The organism is Micromonospora marincola, from assembly GCF_056150385.1.
Genome location: NZ_JAXCFT010000014.1, coordinates 89,460 through 111,285 on the forward strand (window position 1 = coordinate 89,460; position 21,826 = coordinate 111,285).

At 72.5% G+C, this 21,826-nt stretch carries 19 protein-coding genes; 18 read left to right on the forward strand and 1 reads right to left on the reverse strand.

Annotation, left to right across the window (positions count from 1 at the left end; genetic code table 11):
• Positions 1-189 precede the first annotated feature (189 nt).
• The 15 genes from SM450_RS24030 (at position 190) to SM450_RS24100 (ending at position 16,438) form a co-directional block, all read left to right on the forward strand.
• The gene (locus tag SM450_RS24030; protein WP_474622031.1) at positions 190-1,467 is read left to right on the forward strand and encodes an aspartate aminotransferase family protein; all 1,278 of its coding nucleotides are present in this window, start codon (positions 190-192) and stop codon (positions 1,465-1,467) included.
• Complete coding sequence (locus SM450_RS24035) at positions 1,464-2,498, forward strand: Gfo/Idh/MocA family protein (RefSeq protein WP_474622032.1); 1,035 nt, start codon at positions 1,464-1,466, stop codon at positions 2,496-2,498. The genes SM450_RS24030 and SM450_RS24035 overlap by 4 nt, the downstream gene beginning before the upstream one ends.
• Positions 2,495-3,649 (forward strand): hypothetical protein, encoded by a 1,155-nt coding sequence (locus SM450_RS24040; protein ID WP_474622033.1) that lies wholly within the window; start codon positions 2,495-2,497, stop codon positions 3,647-3,649. The genes SM450_RS24035 and SM450_RS24040 overlap by 4 nt, the downstream gene beginning before the upstream one ends.
• Positions 3,650-3,764: 115 nt before the next feature.
• A complete protein-coding gene (locus SM450_RS24045) occupies positions 3,765-5,537 on the forward strand; it encodes a fatty acyl-AMP ligase (RefSeq protein ID WP_474622034.1) in 1,773 nt (590 codons plus the stop codon).
• Between the two features lies 1 nt (position 5,538).
• The gene (locus SM450_RS24050; RefSeq protein WP_474622035.1) at positions 5,539-7,260 is read left to right on the forward strand and encodes an acyl-CoA dehydrogenase family protein; all 1,722 of its coding nucleotides are present in this window, start codon (positions 5,539-5,541) and stop codon (positions 7,258-7,260) included.
• Positions 7,260-8,966 (forward strand): acyl-CoA dehydrogenase family protein, encoded by a 1,707-nt coding sequence (locus SM450_RS24055; RefSeq protein WP_474622036.1) that lies wholly within the window; start codon positions 7,260-7,262, stop codon positions 8,964-8,966. The genes SM450_RS24050 and SM450_RS24055 overlap by 1 nt, the downstream gene beginning before the upstream one ends.
• Complete coding sequence (locus SM450_RS24060) at positions 8,963-9,235, forward strand: acyl carrier protein (protein WP_282285400.1); 273 nt, start codon at positions 8,963-8,965, stop codon at positions 9,233-9,235. Before SM450_RS24055 ends, SM450_RS24060 begins: the two co-directional genes overlap by 4 nt.
• The gene (locus tag SM450_RS24065) at positions 9,232-10,161 is read left to right on the forward strand and encodes a ketoacyl-ACP synthase III family protein (protein ID WP_474622037.1); all 930 of its coding nucleotides are present in this window, start codon (positions 9,232-9,234) and stop codon (positions 10,159-10,161) included. Before SM450_RS24060 ends, SM450_RS24065 begins: the two co-directional genes overlap by 4 nt.
• A 9-nt stretch (positions 10,162-10,170) precedes the next feature.
• Entirely contained in the window at positions 10,171-11,550 is a 1,380-nt protein-coding gene (locus SM450_RS24070; protein WP_474622038.1) for a preATP grasp domain-containing protein, read from the forward strand.
• Positions 11,547-12,803: a diaminopimelate decarboxylase gene (gene lysA, locus SM450_RS24075; RefSeq protein WP_474622039.1), complete on the forward strand. Its 1,257-nt coding sequence runs from the start codon at positions 11,547-11,549 to the stop codon at positions 12,801-12,803. The genes SM450_RS24070 and lysA overlap by 4 nt, the downstream gene beginning before the upstream one ends.
• 34 nt (positions 12,804-12,837) lie before the next feature.
• Positions 12,838-13,113, forward strand: coding sequence for an acyl carrier protein (locus SM450_RS24080; protein ID WP_474622040.1), 276 nt, complete (start codon positions 12,838-12,840; stop codon positions 13,111-13,113).
• 5 nt (positions 13,114-13,118) lie between these two features.
• The gene (locus SM450_RS24085; RefSeq protein WP_474622041.1) at positions 13,119-13,958 is read left to right on the forward strand and encodes a hypothetical protein; all 840 of its coding nucleotides are present in this window, start codon (positions 13,119-13,121) and stop codon (positions 13,956-13,958) included.
• Positions 13,955-14,608, forward strand: a complete 654-nt coding sequence (locus SM450_RS24090; RefSeq protein WP_474622042.1) for an acyl-CoA dehydrogenase family protein — start codon at positions 13,955-13,957, stop codon at positions 14,606-14,608. The genes SM450_RS24085 and SM450_RS24090 overlap by 4 nt, the downstream gene beginning before the upstream one ends.
• The gene (locus SM450_RS24095) at positions 14,605-15,762 is read left to right on the forward strand and encodes an acyl-CoA dehydrogenase family protein (protein ID WP_474622043.1); all 1,158 of its coding nucleotides are present in this window, start codon (positions 14,605-14,607) and stop codon (positions 15,760-15,762) included. Before SM450_RS24090 ends, SM450_RS24095 begins: the two co-directional genes overlap by 4 nt.
• The gene (locus SM450_RS24100) at positions 15,755-16,438 is read left to right on the forward strand and encodes a 4'-phosphopantetheinyl transferase family protein (RefSeq protein WP_474622044.1); all 684 of its coding nucleotides are present in this window, start codon (positions 15,755-15,757) and stop codon (positions 16,436-16,438) included. Before SM450_RS24095 ends, SM450_RS24100 begins: the two co-directional genes overlap by 8 nt.
• 48 nt (positions 16,439-16,486) lie before the next feature.
• Here the strand turns inward: SM450_RS24100 and SM450_RS24105 are convergent, their stop codons facing one another.
• A complete protein-coding gene (locus SM450_RS24105) occupies positions 16,487-17,566 on the reverse strand; it encodes an inositol-3-phosphate synthase (protein WP_474622045.1) in 1,080 nt (359 codons plus the stop codon).
• A 168-nt stretch (positions 17,567-17,734) separates the two neighbouring features.
• On the opposite strand from SM450_RS24105, the gene SM450_RS24110 reads away from it, so the two are divergent.
• The 3 genes from SM450_RS24110 to SM450_RS24120 all read left to right on the forward strand — a co-directional run bounded on the left by SM450_RS24110 (position 17,735) and on the right by SM450_RS24120 (position 21,799).
• A complete protein-coding gene (locus SM450_RS24110) occupies positions 17,735-18,886 on the forward strand; it encodes a sensor histidine kinase (protein ID WP_474622046.1) in 1,152 nt (383 codons plus the stop codon).
• 28 nt (positions 18,887-18,914) lie between these two features.
• Positions 18,915-19,580, forward strand: a complete 666-nt coding sequence (locus SM450_RS24115) for a response regulator (protein WP_474622047.1) — start codon at positions 18,915-18,917, stop codon at positions 19,578-19,580.
• Between the two features lie 158 nt (positions 19,581-19,738).
• The gene (locus tag SM450_RS24120) at positions 19,739-21,799 is read left to right on the forward strand and encodes an MMPL family transporter (RefSeq protein ID WP_474622048.1); all 2,061 of its coding nucleotides are present in this window, start codon (positions 19,739-19,741) and stop codon (positions 21,797-21,799) included.
• Positions 21,800-21,826 lie beyond the last annotated feature (27 nt).

Consider the following 21,826-nt stretch of genomic DNA (forward strand, 5'->3'; position numbering starts at 1 on the left):
GCCGATCGAGGCTCCCGGGCTCGCCGCCGGATCCCGAGCATGGGCGGAAGCGGCCCGCGGTCGGCGTGACCGGTGCATCGGCCGCACCCGAGAGGCGGAGCGATGGCAGAAAGTTCAGGCGACGGCCGACGTTTCGGGCGTTCTCCCGACCGGCCGCGTGGTGCTCAGCACTGGGCCGCTGAGCAGGAGGTGATCGGACCCGGCCTCCAGGCCGTCATGCTCTGGGCACAGTTGTGCGTCGAGTCCGCCGCCGGCGCGGTCCTGGTCGACACGGACGGCAACGAGATCATCGACTTTCAGGGTGCCGGCGGGGTCAACTCCATCGGCCACGCCAACCCGCGCCTGATCGCCGCCCTCACCGCCGAGCTGGCCACCGCGCCGGCCGGGGCGTTCGGGTCGGCCGGCCGCCGGGCGATGGCCGAGTCGTTGCGCGAGTTCCTGCCGGCGCCGCTGGACCGGATCCAGCTCTACAGCGGCGGCACCGAGGCGGTGGAAGCGGCGCTGCGGCTGGCCAAGTCGGTCACCGGCAAGCACGAGTTCCTGTCGTTCTGGGGTGGCTTCCACGGCAAGACACTCGGCAGCCTGGCGCTCACCGCCGGGGCGCGGGCCGGTCTCGGCCCGCTGCCCTCCGGCTATTTCAGCGCGCCGTACGCCAACTGCTACCACTGCCCGCTCAAGATGACGTTCCCGAGCTGTGGGTTCGCCTGCGTGGAGACCGTGCGGGACACCATCAAGGAGAACTCCACGGGCGCGCTTGCCGCCCTCGTCGTCGAGCCGGTGCAGGGCCGGTCGGGAAACGTGGTGCCGCCGCCGGGCTACCTGAACGCGCTGGCCTCGGTCGCCGACGAGTTCGACGCGCTGCTGATCGTCGACGAGATGATGACCGGTTTCGGCCGTACCGGTGAGTCGTTCGCCTTCCTGCGTGACGAGGTGGCGCCGGACATCGTCACGGTCGGCAAGGGGATGGGCGCCGGATACCCGGTCACCGGGGTGATCTCCACCGCGGAGCTGATGGCCGCCAGCCCGTTCTCCGACCCGAGCGCGAGCTCGTCCAGCTTCGGCGCGTTCCCGCTGGCCTGCCGGGCGGTCGCCACCACCACCGACGTGCTTGTCGACGAGGACCTGCCGAGCCGGGTGGGCAAGCTCGGCGCCGAGATGCTCGCCGCGCTCGAACCGCTCGTCGACGAGTCCCCGCTCGTCGGCGACGTCCGGGGCGCCGGGTTCGCGATCGGCATCGAGCTGGTCGCCGACAAACGGTCCCGCCGGCCGCTGGACAAGGGCACCTTCCGGGAGACGTTCCTGGCGTTGCTCGACGCCGGGGTGCTGGTGATGACCGGGGGCACCACCCTGCGGCTCTACCCACCGCTGAACGTGGACGCGGAACTGGCCGAGCAGGCCGTCGAGATCATTCGCCGCGTGCTGATCGACGGCGCGGCGCCCCAGCACCTCGAGGAGGGACCGGCATGAGGATCGCCGTCATCGGCTTCGGCACCGCGGGGGAAGGACGACTGCACGCATACCGTACGGTCACCGCCGGCCGGGTCGTCGCGGTGCTCGACCCGTCGCCGGAGCGGCGGGCCCGGGCCCTGCGAATCGAGCCTGGCCTGGCCACCTACGCGACGCTTGCCGAGTTGCTCGCCGCCCAGCCGGTGGACGCGGTCGACATCTGCACCCCACCGAACCACCACGTCGAGCTGGAACGCGAAGCGCTCGCCGCCGGTCTGCACGTGATCTGCGAGAAGCCTGTCGCGGTGCGCACCGAAGAGGCACTGGACCTGGTCGACCTGGCCCGGGACCGGGGCCGGCTGCTCTACCCCGCGCACAACTACGGGTTCTCGCCGATGATGCGGGTGCTCACCGGCGCGGTCGCCGGTGGGCGGCTCGGCGGTCCGTTGCGGGCCCGGTTCCGGATCGCCCGTGACTCGCACGCCCGTGGGGTGCCCGGATGGCAGCCGGACTGGCGTCGGGACATCTCGGTGGCCCGGGGTGGGATCATGCTCGACCACGGGACGCACTGCGCGTACATGGCCACCCAGATCTTCGGCGAGGCCCCGCGTACGGTCTCCTGCGTCGCGCAGTGGGCGGACGGCGACGCCGCCGGCGGGATGGACGTGGCCGCCCGGCTGGACCTGGAGTTCGGCGACGGCGGGACCTGCGAGATCGACCTGAGCTGGGTCAGTGACACCAGGTCGAACCGCTACCTGGTCAGCGGCCCGGACGGCACGGCCGACGTGCACGACGGGGTGGCCGAGGTACGTACGGCGGGCGGGGTGGAGCGCACCGATCTGGCGCCGCCGAACCGGGACCAGACCCACCAGGAGTGGTTCGGCGGCATGTTCGCCGACTTCGCCGGCCTGGTCGCCACGGGCACCGGCTGGGACCGGCCGATGCGGGAGGTCGTCACCACGACGGCGCTTATCGAGGCTGCCTACCAGTCGGCCGGCCGCGGTGGGGAGCCGGTCGTCCCGGCCGGCCTCTCGGCCGCGGAAGCACGGTGACGGCCACCGAGATCCGGCTCAGCGTGGCGATCATGCACCACCCGCGCCGACGGGAGCGCATCCCACCGCTGGTGCGCGACTGCGCCCCGCTGACCGCCCGGGTGGTGACCGATCCGGAACCGGACGGGGTGCCGAGCCCGTTGCGTACCGCGAAGGTGGCCTGGCGTTCCGTCGCCGACGGCGCCACCCACCACCTGGTGTTGCAGGACGACATCCGGCTGATCCGGGGCTTCGCCACCCAGGTGCACCGGGCGATCTCGGCCCGTCCGGAGCACGGGATCTCGCTCTACTCGCACTGGGACAGCCCGCAGAACTCGTACCTGGTCCGCCGCGCGGTGATCGCGGGCTGGCCGTTCGCGCCGCTGTCACGGTTCGAGTGGACCCCCACCCAGGGGTTCGTCCTGCCGGTGACGTTGGCCCGGGAGCTGGCCGACTACCTGGCCGGCATTCCGGACGACGTCAAGGACGACGACGAGATGGTGGTGATGTTCTGCCGGGAGGCCGGCATCCCTGTGGTCGGGACCGTGCCGCACCTGGTCGACCACCGGTTCGATCCGACGATCGTCGGGCATCCGGGCCGGTTCCACGCCACCGTGTTCCTGCCGGCCCCGGCGCTGTCGCCGGCCTACTGGCAGTTCAGCGCGAGCGCCGAGGACGCCCTGGGCCGGCGGTGCCGCTCCGACGAGAAGTTGCCCTACACCGTGCAGCTTCATCGCAACCGCTGCCTGCTGCGACCGCTGCGGCCGGGCACCGGGGAACCTGTCGAACACGGTTTCGGCTGGTACTGGGCTGATCACTGCGGCCTGGTCGGGGTGACCGTCAGCCAGGTGGTGGACGGGTTCGACCGCCTGCTCGAGGTCACCGGCCTGCCGTCGGGCCTGCACTGGCGACTCGCCCTGGAGGTGTGGGCGGCCGGTTACCTGCTCGGCGCCGACGCGGTGACGGTCCGCCGCAAGGAGGCGGACGGGGTATGGCCCCCGGCGGCCGTCGGGGCCGGGCTCGCCCAGGCCGCGATGACCAGTTGGATCACCTCCGGCCTGGCGGAGCCGGACGCCACAGGTCTGACCGACGAACAACGGACGGCTCTGGTCGCGGTCGGCCTGGCCGGGGTGTCGCAGGGCTGGCTCGGCGGCTGGCAGGAGACGCCGTGACCGCCTGGCATACCTGTTCGGCTACCCCATCCGCCCGCTCGATCGAGCCTTCTGCACATGCCGGATCCGGCGGGACGCTGGTCCGGCACGTCACCGACCCGCGGGGGAGCGCCTGATGCCCGACCACGAAACCTTCGTCGACCTGCTGCAGGAGCGTGCCGCCGCCCACCCGGAGCGACAGGCGTTGATCTTCGACGCCGACCCCGGACCGGGCGACGCCGGGGTGCGTACGGTGTCGTGGGCCGACCTGGCCGCCCGGGCCCGGCAGATCGCCACGCTGCTCGCCGGCACCGTCCGCCCCGGCGACCGGGTGCTCGTGCTGAACGAGCCCGGCACCGCCTTCGCCGAGAACTTCCTCGGCGTCCAGCACGCCGGGGCGATCCCGGTCCCGGCCCCGCTGCCGGACGGATACCGCCGGCAACGGGACCGGCTGGCCGGCATCGCCCACAACGCCCAGGTGGCCGCCGTGGTCACCGACGCCGCGGCGCTCGACACGGTCCGCGAGTGGGCGGCCGAGTGCGGGCTGTCCGACGTGCCGTGCCTGGCCTTCGACGACGTTCCCGCGGAGCGGACGACGCAGTGGCGGCGGCCCGCCATCGACGGGTCGACCATCGCCTTCCTGCAGTACACCTCCGGCTCCACGAGCGACCCCAAGGGCGTCGTCGTGGACCACGCGAACCTGGTGCCCAACCTGCGCGCGTTCAACGAGATCCTGGGTGGCGGCGAGGGCGTACGGGTCGGCGGCTGGCTGCCCATGTACCACGACTTCGGCCTGATCGGGCAGTTGCTGGCCCCCCTCTCGCGGGGTGGTTGCAGCGTCGGGATGTCGGCCACGACGTTCCTCAAGCGCCCCGTCACCTGGCTCCGGCTGATCGAGCGGCACGGCATCGAGATCTCCCCGGCGCCGAACTTCGCGTACGACCTGTGCACCCGGCGGATCACCGACGAGCAGATCGCCGGCCTCGACCTGTCCCGGTGGAAGCGCGCGGTCAACGGCTCGGAACCGGTGCAGGCGGCCACCCTGGCCGCGTTCGGCAGCCGATTCGCCGCCGCCGGGCTGCGACCGGAGGCCATCTGCCCCGGGTACGGCCTGGCCGAGATCACGCTCAGCGTCAGCGGCGCCACCATCGGTCGCCCGCCGGTGGTGCTCACGGTCGACGCCGAGGAGCTGGAACGGCACATCGTGACACCTGTCGAAGCCGGCCACCCGGAGCCGGTGCGCGACCTGGTCAGCAGCGGCGAGTCCACCCCGGAGTTCGACATCAGGATCGTCGATCCCGCCACCCGGCTGCCGCAACCGCCCGACCGGATCGGCGAGATCTGGCTGCGCGGCGCCAGCGTGGCCCGGGGCTACTGGGCCAACCCGGCGGCCACCCGGGAGGTGTTCGACAACGAGCTGGCCGACGGCGAGGGCGGCTTCCTGCGTACCGGGGACCTGGGCCTGCTGCGCGACGGCCAGCTCTTCGTGACCGGCCGGATCAAGGAACTGCTGATCGTCAACGGCCGCAACCTGTACCCGCACGACGTCGAGGTGGCGGTGCGCGCCGTGGACGAGAGCCTGTCCCGGGGTGTCGGCGCCGCCTTCACCGTGGAGGTGCCGCACGAGGAACTGGTCGTGGTGCAGGAGTGCCGGGCCCGTTCCCTCGATCCGGCGGCTCGCGCCGCGGTGGTCACCGCGATCCGCCACGTGCTGTCGCGGGAGTTCGGGACCGGCGCGGTGAGCGTGGTGCTGGTCCGTCCCGGCACGGTGCCCCGCACCACAAGTGGCAAGATCCAGCGTGGCCTGGCCCGGATGCTCTTCCTGACCGGCGCCCTCGGCGCCGAGCACGAGCAGCTCACCGACGGCGTGCGGGCCGCGCGCCGGGCCGGCGACCGGGTGCGGGCCTGAGATGGCCGCGCCCACCCTGCCCCTGGCCGCGACAGTGGCCCGGCAGCTCGACGAGCGGCTCGGCGACCCGGACGACGCCGATGTCGTCTTCAACCACGCCCGGGTCGCCGCCGCGGACGAGATCGAGGCGTTCCCGGCGGAGATCTGCGCGCACCTGGACCGGCTCGGCCTGCCGGCGCACTACGTGCCGGCGGCGTACGGCGGCGAGCTGCGCGGCTTCGACACCCTGGTCCAGGTCCTGCGGGTGATCGCGCGCCGGGATCTGACCACGGCCATCGGGCACGGCAAGACGTTCCTGGGCGCGGCCTCGGTCTGGGCCCGGTCGCCCCGGGACGAGGCGGACCTGGCGCAGGCACGTGCGCTCGCCGGCACGGTCCTGGCCGGGGTGCCCGTCTGCTGGGCGCTCACCGAGCCGGGCCACGGCAGCGACCTGCTCGCCGGTGAGGTCTCGGCGGTCCGGCACGACGACGGGTACCGGCTGACCGGGACGAAATGGCTGATCAACAACGCCACCCGGGCCGGTGTGGTGTGCCTGCTGGCGCGGACCGACCCGGCCGGCGGGCCCCGTGGGTTCACGGTGCTGCTCGCCGACAAGCGGGACCTTCCCGCGCACGCCTACCGGTGCCTGCCCCGGGAGCCGACCCACGGCATCCGGGGCGCCGACATCAGCGGGATCGTCCTCGACGACGCGGCGGTGCCGGCGACTGCCCTGGTCGGCGCGCCCGGCGCCGGATTGGAGACGGTGCTGCGCGCGTTGCAGCTCACGCGCACCACGTGTGCCGCGTTGTCGCTCGGGGCGGCCGACCACGCGCTCGCGCTGGTCCGGCGATACCTGACCGACCGCCGCCTCTACGGCCGGCGGCTGGCCGACGTGCCGTACCTGCGGCGCGGAGTGGGCCGGCTGCACACCATGCTGTTCCTGGCTGAAGCGGTGACCGCCCTGGTCAGCCGGGCGGTGACGGCGGAGACCGAGGAACTTGGCGTGCTCGCCCCGGTGCTCAAGGCATTCGTGCCGGAACTCACCGACGAACTGATCGGGGGGTGCGGCGAGCAGCTCGGCGCCCGCGCGTTCCTCACCGGCATCCCTGATTACGGACGCTTCCAGAAGGTGGAGCGGGACCACCGGATCGTCGGGATCTTCGACGGCAGCACCCCGGTCAACCGCAACGCGCTGATCAACCAGTTCCCGCAGCTGGCGCGCGGCTGGTCCGGTGACCCGGCGGACGTGTCCCGCCTCCGGTCGCTTGCCGACCTGCGGATACCGGTGCCGGAGCTGGACCCGGCCCGGATCTCGCTGGCCGCCGGCCGTGGGTGCCTGCCGTTGCGCGGGCTGGCCCCGGCGGTGGCGGTCGTCCGCGCGGCCGGCGGCCCGGCGGCCCGGGCCGAGGCGCTTCTGGCCGCGACCGAGCTGCTGCACACCGAACTCGCCCGGTACCGCCCACGGCCGCACGACGTGGAACCCGCCGCCTACGACCTGGCCCACAGGTACGAGCTGTGTGTGGCCGGCGCGAGCGCGGTGCACCTGTGGCTGCACAACCACGAGCGCGCCGGCGCCGACCCGCTGTGGGCGGACGGCCGGTGGCTCGACGCGGCGTTGACCTGGGTGCTGCACCGCCTCGGCGCGGCGCCCGACCATCCCGAGAGCTACGACCGGGTGTACGCGTCGCTCGTCCCGGGCCGTCGCCCCTCCGTGCTCGATCTCGACGGCACCGAGGAGGCGTGATGACCACCGTGCGGGAGCTGGAGAGCCGCTTCGGTGATCCGTGGGACCCGGCGAACCCACTCGGGAACCGGGCCGTGCTGGCGGCCGACGAGCGGCAGGAGATGTTCGCCGACGGCGAGCACATGCTCGACGACTTCGGGCTCAACGCCGAGTTCGTGCCGGTCGCCCGGGGCGGCCGGATGGCCGGCCTGGACCGGCTGATCCGGATGATGCGCGCGGTGTTCCGGCGGGACCCCTGCCTGGGCCTCGGTTACGGCGCCAGCTCGTTCATCGCCTCCGTCAACGTGTGGGCCGGCGGCGACGAGGCCCAGCAGCGGCGGCTGGCGGAGCTGCTGCTCTCCGGCCGGCGGGTGGCGTCCGTCTACCACGAGCTGGCGCACGGCAACGACTTCGCCCGGGTGGACTTCCGGGCCGACCCGGGCCGGCCGGGCGAGCTGCTGCTCACCGGCCGCAAGGAGGTGGTCACCAACGCGCAGCGGTGCAGCGCGATGGTGATCTTCAGCCGTACCTCGGACGCGACAGGTGGCCGCAGCCACACCCAGCTGTTCGTGGAGAAGGACGCGCTGCCCCCGGGCGAGCTGCGGTACCTGCCGCGGTTCCCCAGCAGCGGGATGCGCGGGGTGCAGCTCGGCGGGATCGAGCTGGACCGGTGCCCGGTCGACGCGGGCGTGGCGCTCGGGCCGCTCGGCTCGGCCATGGAGGTCGCGCTGCGGTCGTTCCAGTTGACCCGGACCGGGCTGCCGGCGATGACGCTCGGCGTGCTGGACACCGGCCTGCGTACGGTGCTGCGGTTCGGTGAGGACCGGCGGCTGCGCGGCCGGCCGGTGGGCGCGATGCCCGTGGTCCGCACCGCCCTGGCCGAGGCGTTCGTGGACCTGCTGATCGCCGACTGCCTGTCCACCACCGTCGCCCGCGCCGTGCACCTGCTGCCCGAGGACACCAACGCCTACGCCTCGGCCGTCAAGTACGTCGTGTCCGGCCGGTCCATCCGCGCGATGAACCGGCTCGGTGAACTGCTCGGCGCGCAGAGTTACCTGCGCGCCGGCGAGTACGGCATCTTCCAGAAGTTGCGGCGCGACCTGGCTCCGGCAGGATTCGGGCACGCCGCCCGGATCGCCTGCCTGGCCACCGTCCTCCCGCAGCTCCCCCGGCTGGCCCGGCGCTCCTGGGCGACCGGCCAGGAGCCACCGCCCGCCCTGTACGACCTGGACGCCGGCCTCCCGGCGCTGCCCTTCGACAGGCTCCGGATCGCCTCGACGGCCGACCCGATCACCGCGCAGCTACTCACCGCCGCCGAGGCGATGCCGGCCGGCGACGACCGGCTGCGCGGCCTGGTCCGGCGGTTCACCGGCGAGCTGGCCCGGCTGCGTACGGCGGCGCTCGGCCTGCGTCCGGTCGACCTGGCGATCGGCGGGGACCCGGCGGCGCTCGACCTGACCGCCCGCTACACCACGGTGCTGACCGCCGCGACCTGCCTGAACCTCTGGCTGGCCGAGCAGCGCCGCCCCGGAACCTTCCTGGCCGACCCGGCCTGGGTGACCGCGGCCCTGCTGCGGCTGGCCGGCGAGCTGGACGGCACCTCCGCGTCGCTGCCGGACGCGCTGGCCGGCCCGATCCACGCGGAGCTGGCCCGCCGGTACGCCGCCGGCCGGGCCTTCGACCTGTCCGACAGCGTGCTGCCCGACCTTCCAAGGAGCCGGAATTGACCATCTTGCCGAACCACCGGGCCGCCGGACAGCTCCGTCCGTGGCTACAGGACCGCGTCGCCGACTTCACCGACCGGGACCCGGCCACCATCGACACCGCCGCGCCCCTGTCCGACCTGGGCCTCGACTCGGTGTACGCGCTCGCGCTCTGCGGCGAGATCGAGGACCACCTCGGGGTGCCCCTGGAACCGACGATCGTGTGGGACCACCCGAGCATCGACGCGCTCACCGAATACCTGTCCGGCCTGCCGCTGGACGCCGGGACATGACCGCCCTCGAAGCGGTCTCCGCCTACCTGCCGCCGGAGCGGGTGCCGATCGACTCGCTCGCCGGCGAACTGGGACTGTCCGACACGCAGATCCGGATGTTCCACCGCTACTACGGGCTGGCCGAGGTGCTGCGGGAACCGACCGGCACGATCACCGACCTGATGCTCAACGCCGCGGCGAAACTGTCCGAGCTGCGGGGCCGCGAATCCCAGGTGCGGTACGTGGTGCAGGCCCGGACCCTCCAGGCGATCGCGCCGTACCCGGAGGATCCGCTGCACGACGTGGTGGGGGCCCTCGGCCTGCGGCACGCCCAGGCGTTCACGGTCACCCAGCACGCCTGCGCCTCGGGCCTGCTCGCCGTCGAGATGGCCGGTCGGCTCCTCGCCGAGGACGGCGAGCCGGACGCGCTGGCCCTGGTCTTCGTCGGGGAGAAGGCGTTCACCCCGTCGGCCCGGATGATCCCTGGCACCGCCCTGATGGGGGAGGGTTGCGCCGCCGTCCTGGTCGGCACCGGCCGGCGCGACCGGATGCTGTCGTACGCCTCGGCCATGCACGGCGAGTTCAACGCCGGGCTGTCCCTGACCGCGGAGATGTCCCTGGAGTTCCAGCAACGCTATCCGGACGCGCTCGCCGAGGTGATCCTCGCGGCGGTGGCGCGGGCCGGGATCACCGTCGCCGACCTGGACCTGGTGCTGCCGCACAACGTGAACCGGGTGTCCTGGGTGCGGGTGGCGCGCAAGGTCGGTATCCCGGTGGAACGCCTGTTCCTGGACAACATGCCGGTCACCGGCCACTGCTTCTGCGCCGACTCCTTCCTCAACTACGTGGCGGCCCGCGACCTGGGCCGGTTGCGGCCCGGCGACCGCTACCTGATGGCCGCGGTCGGGCTGGGCTCGACCTTCGCCGCCGCGGTCTTCGAGCACTGATAGGACGCTATGACGACGACACAGGAACCTTTCGTCAGACGGCTGCGGACGGCGCTGCTGGGCACCGACCGGACCCCCCTGGTGTTCCTCGGCAACTTCGAGGTCGAGCAGCGGTGGGGCGGTGGCGAGCCGGGCCTGCCCCGCGTCGCGCTCACCGCGGGCGACGCGATGGTGAACCGGATGGACGAGTTCGCCCTGCTGCTGGCCGGCCCGGACGACTACGTCGTGCTCAAGGACCAGCCGGACCCGGAGCACCTGGCCTACCTGGAGACGCTCGGCACGGCCCTGCCGCATCTTCTGGTCACCGACCGGCAGGACCCGCACCACACGGTGACCCAGGACGCGCTTGACAGCCCGGTCCTGCTGGCCCGGTTGTCCGCCCTGGCCGGGGTGGCCGCGATCGTCCCGCACGGGGTCTCCGCGGACGAGGAGGCGCTCGCCGCGCGTACCGGGGTGGCGCTGGCCGGGTCGCCGGCGGCCATCTGCAAGGCCGTCAACGGCAAGATCTACAGCCGGCGGATCGCCACCGAGCTGGGGCTGCGCCAGTCCGTGGGCTGGACCTGCGAGACCATCGAGGAACTGGGCGAGGCGGTGGAACACGCGCGGGCTCTGCTCGCGGCCGGGCGGCAGGTGGTGCTCAAGGACTCGTACGGGGTGTCCGGCAAGGGCCTGCTGCTGATCCGGGACGAGGCGCGCCTGGACCAGATCCACCGGACACTGCGTCGCCGGGCCGACCGGTCCGGCGACCACCGGCTGGCGCTGCTTGTCGAGGAGTGGGTCGCCAAGACCACCGACCTCAACTACCAGTTCACCGTGGCTCGCGACGGCGGGGTGCACTTCGACTTCGTCAAGGAGGCGGTCACCGCCGACGGCGTACACAAGGGCCACCGGATGCCGGTGGGGCTGACCGCGCGGCAGCTCGCGACCGTGACGCACAGCGCCGCGGTGCTCGGGGCCCGGCTCGCCCGCGACGGCTACCACGGCGTGGTCGGGGTGGACGCGATGCTCGACCCGGAGGGCGGCGTCTACCCGGTGGTGGAGATCAACGCGCGGCACAACATGTCGACCTATCAGGTGGGCCTCCAGGAACACCTGGTGCCGGCCGGCTGGTACGCGCTGGCCCGGCAGTACCCGCTGCGCCTGGCTCGGCCGCTCCGCTTCGGCGAGGTCCGCGACGGGCTCGGGCCGTGGCTGCTGAGCGGCGCCGGCCAGTCCGGGATGGTGGTGCAGAACTTCTCGACGGTGAACGCGCTGGTGCGGGACGGCGCGACGGCCGCCGACGGCCGTCTGTACGGCTTCCTGACCGCGCCGACGGCCGGCGAGTTGATGGCGATGGACGGGGAGATCGCGGGCCGCCTGGCGGCCGTGGCGGAAGGAACACGACGGTGACCGGAGAAGTGGCGATCCAGGGCGTCTCGATGTCCGAACTGGCCGAGGAGTTCGGCACGCCCCTCTACGTGTACGACGGGGACAGCCTGCGCGGGCAGTACCTGGGGCTGCGCGAGCGGCTGCACCCGGCGATGGAGATCTTCTACTCGCTCAAGGCCAACCCGAACGTGGCCGTCTGCGCCCTGCTCGGTGCGCAGGGCGCCCGGGCGGAGGTGTCGTCCATGGTGGAGCTGCGCACCGCGCTCGCCGCCGGGGTGGCGCCTGGCGACATCATCTTCCTGGGCCCCGGCAAGAGCCGCGCCGAACTTGAGGCGTGCCTGTCCGAGGGCGTCTTCGCGCTTGTCTGCGAGTCGTTCGGGGAACTGGCGGTGATCGACGAGTTGGCCCGGGAGCGGGGCGTCATCGCCCCGGTGATGCTGCGGGTCAACCCGAGCTTCGCGGTCAAGGGCTCCGGCCTGACCATGGGCGGCAAGCCGCGCCAGTTCGGGATCGACGAGCAGCAGCTCTTCGACGAGACCGACCTGGTCAAGAACCATCCCGGGGTACGCGTCGTGGGTGTGCACGCCTACCTGGGCACCCGCATCCTCGATCCCGAGGTGGTCGCCGAGAACGCCCGGCGGATCATCGACCTGGCCGAGCGGCTCGCCGAGCGGCTCGACTTCGTCCTGGAGGCGGTCGACGTCGGCGGCGGCCTCGGGGTGGCCTACTTCCCCGGTGAACCGGATCTCGACCCGGCCGCGGTCGCCGGCCTGCTCAACCCGGTGGTCGAGGCGTTCCACGCCGCGCACCCCGGGGCCCGGCTGCTGCTGGAACTCGGCCGCTACCTGACCGCGCCGTGCGGCACGTACGTCACCCGGGTGCGATACGTGAAGAGTTCGATGCAGGAGCGTTTCGCGGTCACCGACGGCGGCACCAACCACCACATGGCGGCCGTCGGCATCGGCTCCTACGTCAAGCGCAACTTCCCGATGCGGCTGCTCAACCGGGCCGGCACGGACGCCGGCCCGTGGAACGTCACAGGCCCGCTGTGCACGCCGAACGACACCGTCGGCCGCAACGTGGAACTGCCCGAGCTGCGGCCGGGCGACCTGGTCGGCGTGCTGCGCTCCGGCGCGTACGGCCCGAGCGCCTCACCGGTGCTCTTCCTCAGCCACGGCCACCCGGCCGAGGTGCTTGTGGACGGCGGCCGAGCCCGCCTGGTCCGCCGCCGCGACACCGTCGAGGACCTGCTCGCACCGCAGATCCTCGACTGACAACCCACCCCCACCGGCACACAGGAGGACCGCCATGACCATGGCTTCGGAAGCCACCGTCGACCGCGCCGCGGTCGTCGACCACGTGATCGACGCCGTTGTCGCGGTGCTGAACCGCGACTCGGTCCAGGTGACCGAGCAGACCCGGCTGATGGACGAGCTGGGCCTGGACTCCACGAACGTTCTCGAACTGCTCATGCACATCGAGGACCGGCTGGACGTCGTGATCGACTCGGACACGCTTGAGCAGCACCACTTCGAGTCGGTCGGCACCCTCGCCGACTACGTCCTCGAGCAGGGCCTGGCCTGACGCCGATGTTCCTGTCCATCGCCCCGGCACCGTCGACCCGTACGGGCCGGCTCAGGCCGACTCAGGTGATCGCCCGCCGGTTCGGCCCCGATCCGGAGCCGTACCGGGACGATCCGTTGCTCGAGGAATACCTCTCGGACATGACCGAGCTGTACGGCCGCCGGTTCGATCGGGACCGGCACGCGGCGGCCGGCCGGAACTCGTTCACCGACATGGCGGACCGCCTGGTGCGCGATCTCGATCTGGCGGTGCCGGTGGATCTGATCGCCATCGCCCACTCCACCCCGGACGCCGACCCGCGCCGGGTCACCGCCTGCTATCTCAACGAGCTGGTGCACGGCGATCCCCTCGCCTTCGCGGTGTCCGACCAGGGGCCGGTGGCGGCGTTCACCGCCCTGCGGCTGCTCGGGACCTACTCCGGCGACTTTCCGGGCTGCCGGGCGTTGCTGCTGGTGCTGGAGCAGACGACGATGTCGTACGAGGTGGTCGGGGCCCGCTATCCGGCGCCCGGACACGACGTCGGGGTTGCGGTGCTGCTCGAACCGGCCGGCTCGGACGGGGCGACCGTGCACCAGCGCCCGGACGTCGCGCCCACGGCGGTCGGGACGCTGCTCGACGAGCTGGTGCCGGCGGACGCCGTCCTGATCGCCGGGCCCGGCCTGACCGCCGGCCCGGGCCGTCCGGTGGTCCGGGCGCCGGATCTGGGTGCGGCAGGTGTCTGGGCCGAGTTCGCCAGGCATCGGGCGGGCACCGCCGGGCCGATCGCGGTGGCGGACCACGATCCGGTGTCGGGCACCCTCTGCGCGGCGGTCTTCGCCGGCTCGGACCCGGAGGCGTTGTCGTGATCGCCGACGAGGCCCGCCGCGCGGCTCGGGCCGGTGGGCTCACCGCCACGCTCACCACGATGCACGACACGCTTGCGGACCGGGTCCTGCCGTGCGGCCCGACCGGGTGCTGCGTGCTGCCCGAGCCGGCGCTGCGCGACGCCGGCCGGGTCTGGACCGGGGACACGGTCGCCGTCCTGGATCCGGCCGGCGTGCAGCGGCTCGGCCCGGTCGAGACACCTGACGGCCGGTTGGCGGCTGTCCAATACCGGGGCGCCACCGGTCCGGCAAGTGCGCCGGCGCCCTGGCCGGAGTGGTTGGCCGCGCTGGCCGGGCTCCGGCTCGGGTTGTCCGAGGCGCTTCTCGACCTCACGGTCGCCCACCTCGGCGACCGCCGCGCCGGCGACACCCCGCTGTTGCTGCAACAGATGATCAAGGGTGCGCTGGCGGACGTCGTCACCGAGCAGATCGAGATCAAGGTCCGGCTGACCGGTACGCCGCCACCTGCCGAATCCCTGGCCGCCCTGCATCGGCAGATCACCACGGCCGACCGGATGCTGCTGCGCCTGCTCGGAGCAAGCGGATTCGTCGCCGACGGACCGGGCCTGATGGTCAACGCGTCGGAGTTGCTTGCCGACGGGTGGATCGGTGGAGAGGGGTGGACGCCGTGATCGAACTGGACGACCGGCTCGGCACCGCCCGGGCGCACGCCCGGGACTGGGCGCGCGACCTGCGCTCGACGGCGTTGGAGCTCGACCGTGACCCGGACACCGTGTACCGGTGCCTGGACCACCCGGCCGTACGGCACCTGTCGACCATGCTCATTCCGGCGCCGTGGCTGCCGGACCGGACGCTCATCGGTGGGCACCGGTTCGACGGCATGACCGCCATGGAGCGGGCGGTGTTCGCCGAGGAGATCGCCGCCGGTGACGCCGGCATGATGCTCGCGTCCCCCGGCGCCTCGCTGTCCGGGGTGCTTATCGACCTGCTCGCCGACCAGGAGCAGAAGGAGTGGTTCTACGGCCGGCTGCTGGCTGCGCCGACCTGGACCTTCTTCGCGCTCACCGAACCTGACCACGGATCGGACGCGGCGGCGATGGGTACGACGCTTGACCCGGACGGCGAGGGGGGCCTGCTCCTGCGCGGCGCCAAGCGCTACATCGGCAACGGCGCCCGCGCCCAGGTCGGCGTCGTCTTCGCCCGGGACCGGCCCGGCCCGCTCGGTGCCACCGCGGTCCTGGTCGAGACCGGCGCGCCCGGCTTCAAGGCCGAGCCGATCCCGACGATCGGCCTGCGCGGCGCCCAGCTCAGCGCGATCACCCTGGACGGCGTGCCGGTCCCGGCCGGTCGGGTGCTCGGGCATCACCTCAGTCCCACCCGACGCGGGGTGTGGAGCGGCGTGCAGATGTTCAACCGGCTCCGACCGGGCGTGGCGGCGATCGCCCTTGGCATCGCCCGGTCCGCGCACGACTACGTCATCGAGCAGCGTGGTTCGCTGTCCAAGGCCGACCGGCTGCGCTGGGAACGGACCGGGCGGCGGATCGACGGCGTACGACAGCTCATCTGGCAGGCGGCCTCGATCGTGGACGCCCAGCCCGCGAACGGCCATCTGGCGTCGGCGGCGAAGGCCCGGGCGGCCCGACTGGCCGAGGAGGTGACGCTTGAGGCGCTCGAATACTTCGGTCCGGGCGCACGGCTGACGCAGCCGATGTTGGACAAGCTGATCCGCGACGCCCGCGGGGTGGAATTCATGGAAGGCACCGGCAACATCCAGCGACTCAACACCTTCCAGGGCCTCGTGCAGGGCAAACTCGGCCGTGACTGAGCCGGGCGGCGTCGACGTCTGGACCGTCCACCTGGACCGGGACGTCGACGCCGCCCGCTGGCTCAACGCGGACGAGCTGCGGCGGGCCGCCGCCATCGGCGATCCGGACGGGCGGCGCCGCTTCGTCGTGGCGCACGCCGCGGTGAACGCGATCCTCGCCGGCCGGCTGGACCTGCGGCCCACCGCGCTGCCGCTGCGCCGCAACCCGCGCGGGCGGCCGTACCTGCCGGGCCTGTCGCTGCACTTCAGCCTGGCGCACGCCGGGGAGCTGGCGTTGATCGCGGTCGCCGGCCGGGAGGTCGGCGTGGACCTGGACCATCCCCGGCCCGGGCTGGACCCGCGGCGGATGGCGGCACGCTTCTTCACCCCCGCGGAGGCCGCCCGGGTGGCGGCGGCGGGCACCGGGGCCTACGCCGCGTACCTGCGGTTGTGGACCCGCAAGGAGGCGTGCGTCAAGGCCGCCGGCGCGCGGCTGGCGCTCGGGCTGCGGCTGCCGGTCCCCGGCGCGGCGGGCGGGGCGGTGGTCCGCGATCCGTCCGGCCGGCTGCCCGGCGCCTATTTCCTCCGGGACCTGCCCGACCAGGGCGCCTTCCGCGGTGCGGTGGCGCTGGCCGGAGCGGATTCCGCCCGCTGCCGCCACCGCGAGTTCCACCGCGATCTGCGGCGGGGACCGTGACGGACGGCGACGGGGGAGCCGGACTCCGGCTCCCCCGTCATCTGTCGGTCAGCGTTCGACCTCGCCGCGGATGAAACGCTCGACGGCGTCCCGGGCGGTGGCGTCGTCGTACTGCTCGGGCGGCGACTTCATGAAGTACGAGGAGGACGAGAGGATCGGCCCGCCGACCCCCCGGTCCATGGCGATCTTGGTGGCCCGGACGGCGTCGATGATCACGCCGGCGGAGTTGGGGGAGTCCCAGACCTCGAGCTTGTACTCCAGTTGCAGGGGCACGTCGCCGAACGCCCGCCCCTCCAGGCGCACAAGCGCGTACTTGCGGTCCTCCAGGAACGGCACGTAGTCGCTGGGGCCGATGTGCACGTCGCTGGCGGCCATCTCGCGGGGCACCTGCGAGGTGACGGCCCGGGTCTTGGACAGCTTCTTCGACGCCAGGCGCTTACGCTCCAGCATATTCATGAAGTCCATGTTGCCGCCGAAGTTGAGCTGGTAGGTGCGCTCCAGCCGGACCCCGCGGTCCTCGAAGAGCTTCGCCAACACCCGGTGGGTGATGGTGGCGCCCACCTGCGACTTGATGTCGTCGCCGATGATCGGCACGCCGGCGTCGGTGAATCGGGCCGCCCACACCGGGTCCGAGGCGATGAACACCGGCAGCGCGTTGACGAACCCCACCCCCGCCTCCAGCGCACACTGCGCGTAGAACCGGTCGGCGTCCTCCGATCCCACCGGCAGGTATGACACGAGGACATCGGCCCCGGACTCGCGCAGGGCGCGCACCACGTCGACGGCCTGCTCGTCGGACTCCGCGATCATCTCCCGGTAGTACTCACCGAGACCGTCGAACGTCGGGCCGCGCCGCACGACGACCCCCGACGGCGGGACGTCGCAGATCTTGATGGTGTTGTTTCCGCTCGCGACGATGGCCTCGGAGAGATCCCGGCCCACCTTCTTGGCGTCCACGTCGAAGGCCGCGACGAACTCGATGTCGCCGACGTGGTAGTCGCCGAAGGCGACGTGCATGAGGCCGGGAACGGTGTCGGTGACCCTCGCGTCCCGGTAGTACTCAACGCCTTGCACCAGCGACGCGGCACAGTTGCCGACCCCGGCGATGGCGACGCGGACTGCGCCCACGTGGTGCCTCCTTCTCTCTTCGACTGAACTCCATTCAATCGATCCGCTCGTTCCGGTCTCCACCTCGATGTCCTGAACAGGACATCGACGGCGGCGCGCGTCGGGTGGTCCTGGCCGGACGGTTCCGGAGCCGCATACTGGGGACCGCCGTGCGTTGAGGAGCCGACCGTGCCGTTGTCCATGTCCCTTCCGGTCACCGTCCGATCGCGGGCCTGGCCCGCGCGGCTGCCCCGCAACGCCACGCTCTGGCTGGACGGGTTGATCGCGGTGGCGGTGTTCGTCGGCACCGCCCTGCCGGTGACGTTCTCCCAGGACGGGAAGGCCTGGCACATCCTGGTGGCCGCCGGCGCTTCCCTGCCGCTGGTGTGGCGTCGGCGGGCTCCGCTGCTCACCACGGTGACCGTGGGCCTGGCGATCAGCGTCCTCGGGCTGTCGCACCAACTGCCTCCGCTGCCCTTTGGGCCGCTCGTCGCGACGTACACGTTCGCCCTGCTGAGCCCGTCGCCGTGGCGGCAGATCGCGATCGGGGTGCAGGCCGTGGCCGTGGTCGTCTCGCTCGTGGTCCCGGGCGAGAACGCCGCCACCTTCGGATACGTGGGGATGGCGTACGTGGCGGCGTACAGCATGGGGATCGCCTCCCGGGGTCGCGGCGACCGGATCGCGATGCTCGAGGAACGGGCGGCCCGCCAGGAGGAGGAACGAGCCACCGCCGCCGCGCGCGACCGCAACCGGATCGCCCGCGAGGTGCACGACATCGTGGCGCACACGGTCGCGATCATGGTGGTCCAGGCGGAGGCCGGGCCGGTGGTGGCCCGCACCGATCCGGCCCGGGTCGAGAAGACCTTCGAGGTGATCGCCGAGAGCGGCCGGTCCGCGATCGCCCAGCTCCGGCGGTCGTTGGCCGCGTTGCGCTCGGCCGAGGGCGAGGAGCCGCCGGCCCCGGTGCTCGGGGTGGGTGACGTGCCGCAACTGCTCGGTGAGGCGCGTCGGGGCGGCCTGGAGGCGGCGTTGCGCTGGCGCGGGCAGCAGCGGTCACTGCCCGCCGACGTGGACGCCACGGTCTTCCGGGTGGTGCAGGAGGCACTGACGAACACCATCCGGCACGCGCGGGCGTCGATGGTGGACGTGCTCATCGAGTTCAGCCCGCGCGACATCCGGGTCACGGTCACCGATGACGGCGTCGGCGCGGTGGACGTCGGTGGCGGATACGGAATGATGGGCATGCGGGAGCGGGTCACCGCCTGTGGTGGTGAGCTGTCCATCGGAGCGGGTCCCGATGGCGGCGGCTTCAGCGTGAGCGCCGTCCTGCCCGCCGAGTGAGTTGCTACCTATCGAGGAGTGCCGCCCCATGGTGCGCATCGTGGTCGTCGACGACCAGGACCTGGTTCGGGGCGGCTTCGCCATGATCCTTGACGCGGAGCCGGATCTGACGGTGGTGGGCGAGGCGGCGGACGGCCTGGAGGCCCTGCGGGTGGTGGCCGAGATGAAGCCGGACGTGGTGGTCATGGACATCCGGATGGAGGGCCCGATCGACGGCATCGAGGCCACCCGCCGGATCTGCGCCACCACGGACGCCCGGGTGCTCATCCTCACCACGTTCGACGTCGACGAGCACGTGCACGACGCGCTGCGGGCCGGCGCGAACGGCTTCCTGCTCAAGACCATGCGCCGGGCCGAGCTGGTCGAGGCGGTCCGGGTGATCGCCAAGGGGGAGGCGCTGCTCGCCCCGACGGTGACCCGGCGGGTGATCGCCGACCTGCTGCGTCGGCCCCGGGGCGCGATCCGCCCGCCGGCCCTGCTGGACGAGCTGACCGGCCGGGAGCGGGAGACCCTGTCCCTGGTCGCCCGCGGGCTCTCCAACGCCGAGATCGCCGCCCGGCTGACGGTGAGCGACCACACCGTCAAGACCCACGTCAGCAACGTGTTGGCCAAGCTCGGCCTCCGCGACCGGGTGCAGGCGGTGGTCTTCTCGTACGAGGCCGGCCTGATCAGTCCCGGTGAGGAACTGGATTGATCGCTCTCCCCCGCACGGGTGAGACCACATTTCGCTCTCGTCGGCGATTCGCCGGGGAGCCCGCTTCACCAGGATGAGATCACAACGGTCTTTCCGTCCTGAGGAGCTTTGTGATGATCCGTGTCGTTACGCGATTCGCTCGCCGGCGCCCTGCCGTCGTGCTCGTCATCTGGCTGGTGATCGCCGCGGCCGGGTTCACGGTCGGCAACGGCGTCTTCGCCCGGATGACGACCTCGGTGGGCGCCATCGCCGGCAGCGAGTCGCAGCAGGGCGCGAAGGCGCTCGGTGACGCCAAGCTCGCGCCACCCGTGATCAACGCGGTCATCTCCGGGGGCTCGGCCACCGACCCCGCCTTCCGCACCAAGGTCTCCACCGCGCTCACCGAGCTGCGCGCCACCGACGGCGTGCTGGCGGTGAACGACCCGTTCGGCCCCGGGGCCCCGGTCGCCACCGACGGCGCGGCGGTCGTGGTGAACGTGGAGCTGGCGCACCAGGGCGACCTGCTTGCCGACAAGGTGCGGAACCAGTTGACCGGGATCGACGGGACGACCGCGGTGGTCGCCGGCGGGCCGCTCACCGACCGCGAGTTCAACGACCAGGCCACCTCGGACACCCGGCGAGCCGAGATCATCTCCGCGCCGTTGCTGCTGCTCCTGCTGCTGTTGGTCTTCATGTCGCTGATCGCCGCCGGGCTGCCGCTGCTGATCGCGCTGGTAGGCGTCGGCGGAACCTTCACCACGCTCCTGGTGATGAGCTTCTTCACCGATGTGTCGATCTACTCGATCCAGGTCACCACGATGCTCGCCATCGGTCTGGGCGTCGACTACGCGCTGCTGATGGTCAGCCGGTTCCGGGAGGAACGGGCGCTTACCGAGGACGCGGCGGAGGCGCTCGTACGGGCCTCCGAACGTGCCGGCCGGACCATCGTCTTCTCCGGTCTGACCATCGCGGTCAGCCTGGCCAGCCTGGTGGTCTTCGCCGATCCGTTCCTGCGGTCGATCGGCGTGGCCGGCGCCGCCGTGGTGCTTATCGACATGCTCGCCGCGATAACCCTGCTTCCCGCGCTGCTCCAGATGCTGCGCAACAAGATCAAGCCGGTCCGTTCGCGGAAGGAGCGCGGCCGGTCCTTCGCCGCGGTCGCCCGTGGTGTGCAGAAGATGCCGGTGCTGACCCTGCTTGTCGTGCTCGCCGGCCTGATCGTGGCCGGCCTGTCGGTGACCAACCTGCGGCTGGACACCAGCAACCCCAAGTCGCTGCCGGCCGACAGCGCCACCCGCCAGCTCACCGAGGACCTGCGCGAACACTTCCCGGCACTTGCCGGCCCGAGCGCGATCACGATCGTCGCCCGGACCTCGGCCGACGACCCCGACCTGGCCGCGTTCCGGCAGCGGGTCGCCGCGGTACCAGGCGTGTCAGTGGTGAACCCGGGGCGCAGCGGCGGCGGGCTGGCCGTCCTGCAGGCCACCCCGAAGAACCCGACGAGCGACCCGGACACCATCCAGGCGGTACGCGACATCCGCGACCTGGACGCCCCCTTCACGGTGCAGGTCACCGGGGACGCGGCCCGTCTCACCGACTACCAGCAGGAGCTGCGTGACCGCCTCCCGATCGCCGGCGGCATCGTGTTGCTTGCCACCTTCGTCCTGCTGCTCGCCTTCACCCGGTCGGTGCTGATCCCGCTGAAGGCCGTGCTCACCAACCTGCTCAGCCTGTTCGCCGCGCTCGGTGTGGTGGTCTGGGTGTTCCAGGAGGGGCACCTGGTCGGCCTGCTCGGCGGTGAGCGGCTCGACGGCATCGACCTGACCGTGCCGGTGGTGGTCGGGGCGATCGCGTTCGGTCTCTCCACCGACTACGAGGTCTTCGTCCTGTCCCGGATCCGTGAGCGCCGGTTCGCCGGCGCGGCCCCGGACCAGGCCGTCCGGGAGGGTCTGCAACGCAGCGGCGGCATCGTGACCGCGGCTGCCCTGCTCCTCGCGGTCACCTTCGCCGGGTTCATGACCGGGGGCTTCGCCCCGATCAAGGAGGTCGGCCTGGGCCTGGTGCTTGCCGTCCTGATCGACGCGGTGATCGTCCGGATGCTGCTGGTCCCGGCGACGATGGCGATTCTCGGACGCGCCGCGTGGTGGGCGCCCCGCTTCCTGGGGGGCCGGCCGCCGGTCCCCTCCGCTCCGGTCGCCGACGAGGCGCAGCCGGAGCTGACGGCCACCGCCCAGGGCTGAGAGACCGGGGCGGGGCAGCCCCTGCTG

Bases quoted from the DNA above. Each gene is read 5' to 3' on its own strand.
- SM450_RS24115 (WP_474622047.1), top strand. From the start codon at position 18,915: ATGGTGCGCATCGTGGTCGTCGACGACCAGGACCTGGTTCGGGGCGGC.
- SM450_RS24080 (WP_474622040.1), top strand. From the start codon at position 12,838: ATGACCATGGCTTCGGAAGCCACCGTCGACCGCGCCGCGGTCGTCGAC.
- SM450_RS24065 (WP_474622037.1), top strand. From the start codon at position 9,232: ATGACCGCCCTCGAAGCGGTCTCCGCCTACCTGCCGCCGGAGCGGGTG.
- SM450_RS24055 (WP_474622036.1), top strand. From the start codon at position 7,260: ATGACCACCGTGCGGGAGCTGGAGAGCCGCTTCGGTGATCCGTGGGAC.
- SM450_RS24050 (WP_474622035.1), top strand. From the start codon at position 5,539: ATGGCCGCGCCCACCCTGCCCCTGGCCGCGACAGTGGCCCGGCAGCTC.
- SM450_RS24085 (WP_474622041.1), top strand. From the start codon at position 13,119: ATGTTCCTGTCCATCGCCCCGGCACCGTCGACCCGTACGGGCCGGCTC.
- SM450_RS24070 (WP_474622038.1), top strand. From the start codon at position 10,171: ATGACGACGACACAGGAACCTTTCGTCAGACGGCTGCGGACGGCGCTG.
- SM450_RS24045 (WP_474622034.1), top strand. From the start codon at position 3,765: ATGCCCGACCACGAAACCTTCGTCGACCTGCTGCAGGAGCGTGCCGCC.
- SM450_RS24035 (WP_474622032.1), top strand. From the start codon at position 1,464: ATGAGGATCGCCGTCATCGGCTTCGGCACCGCGGGGGAAGGACGACTG.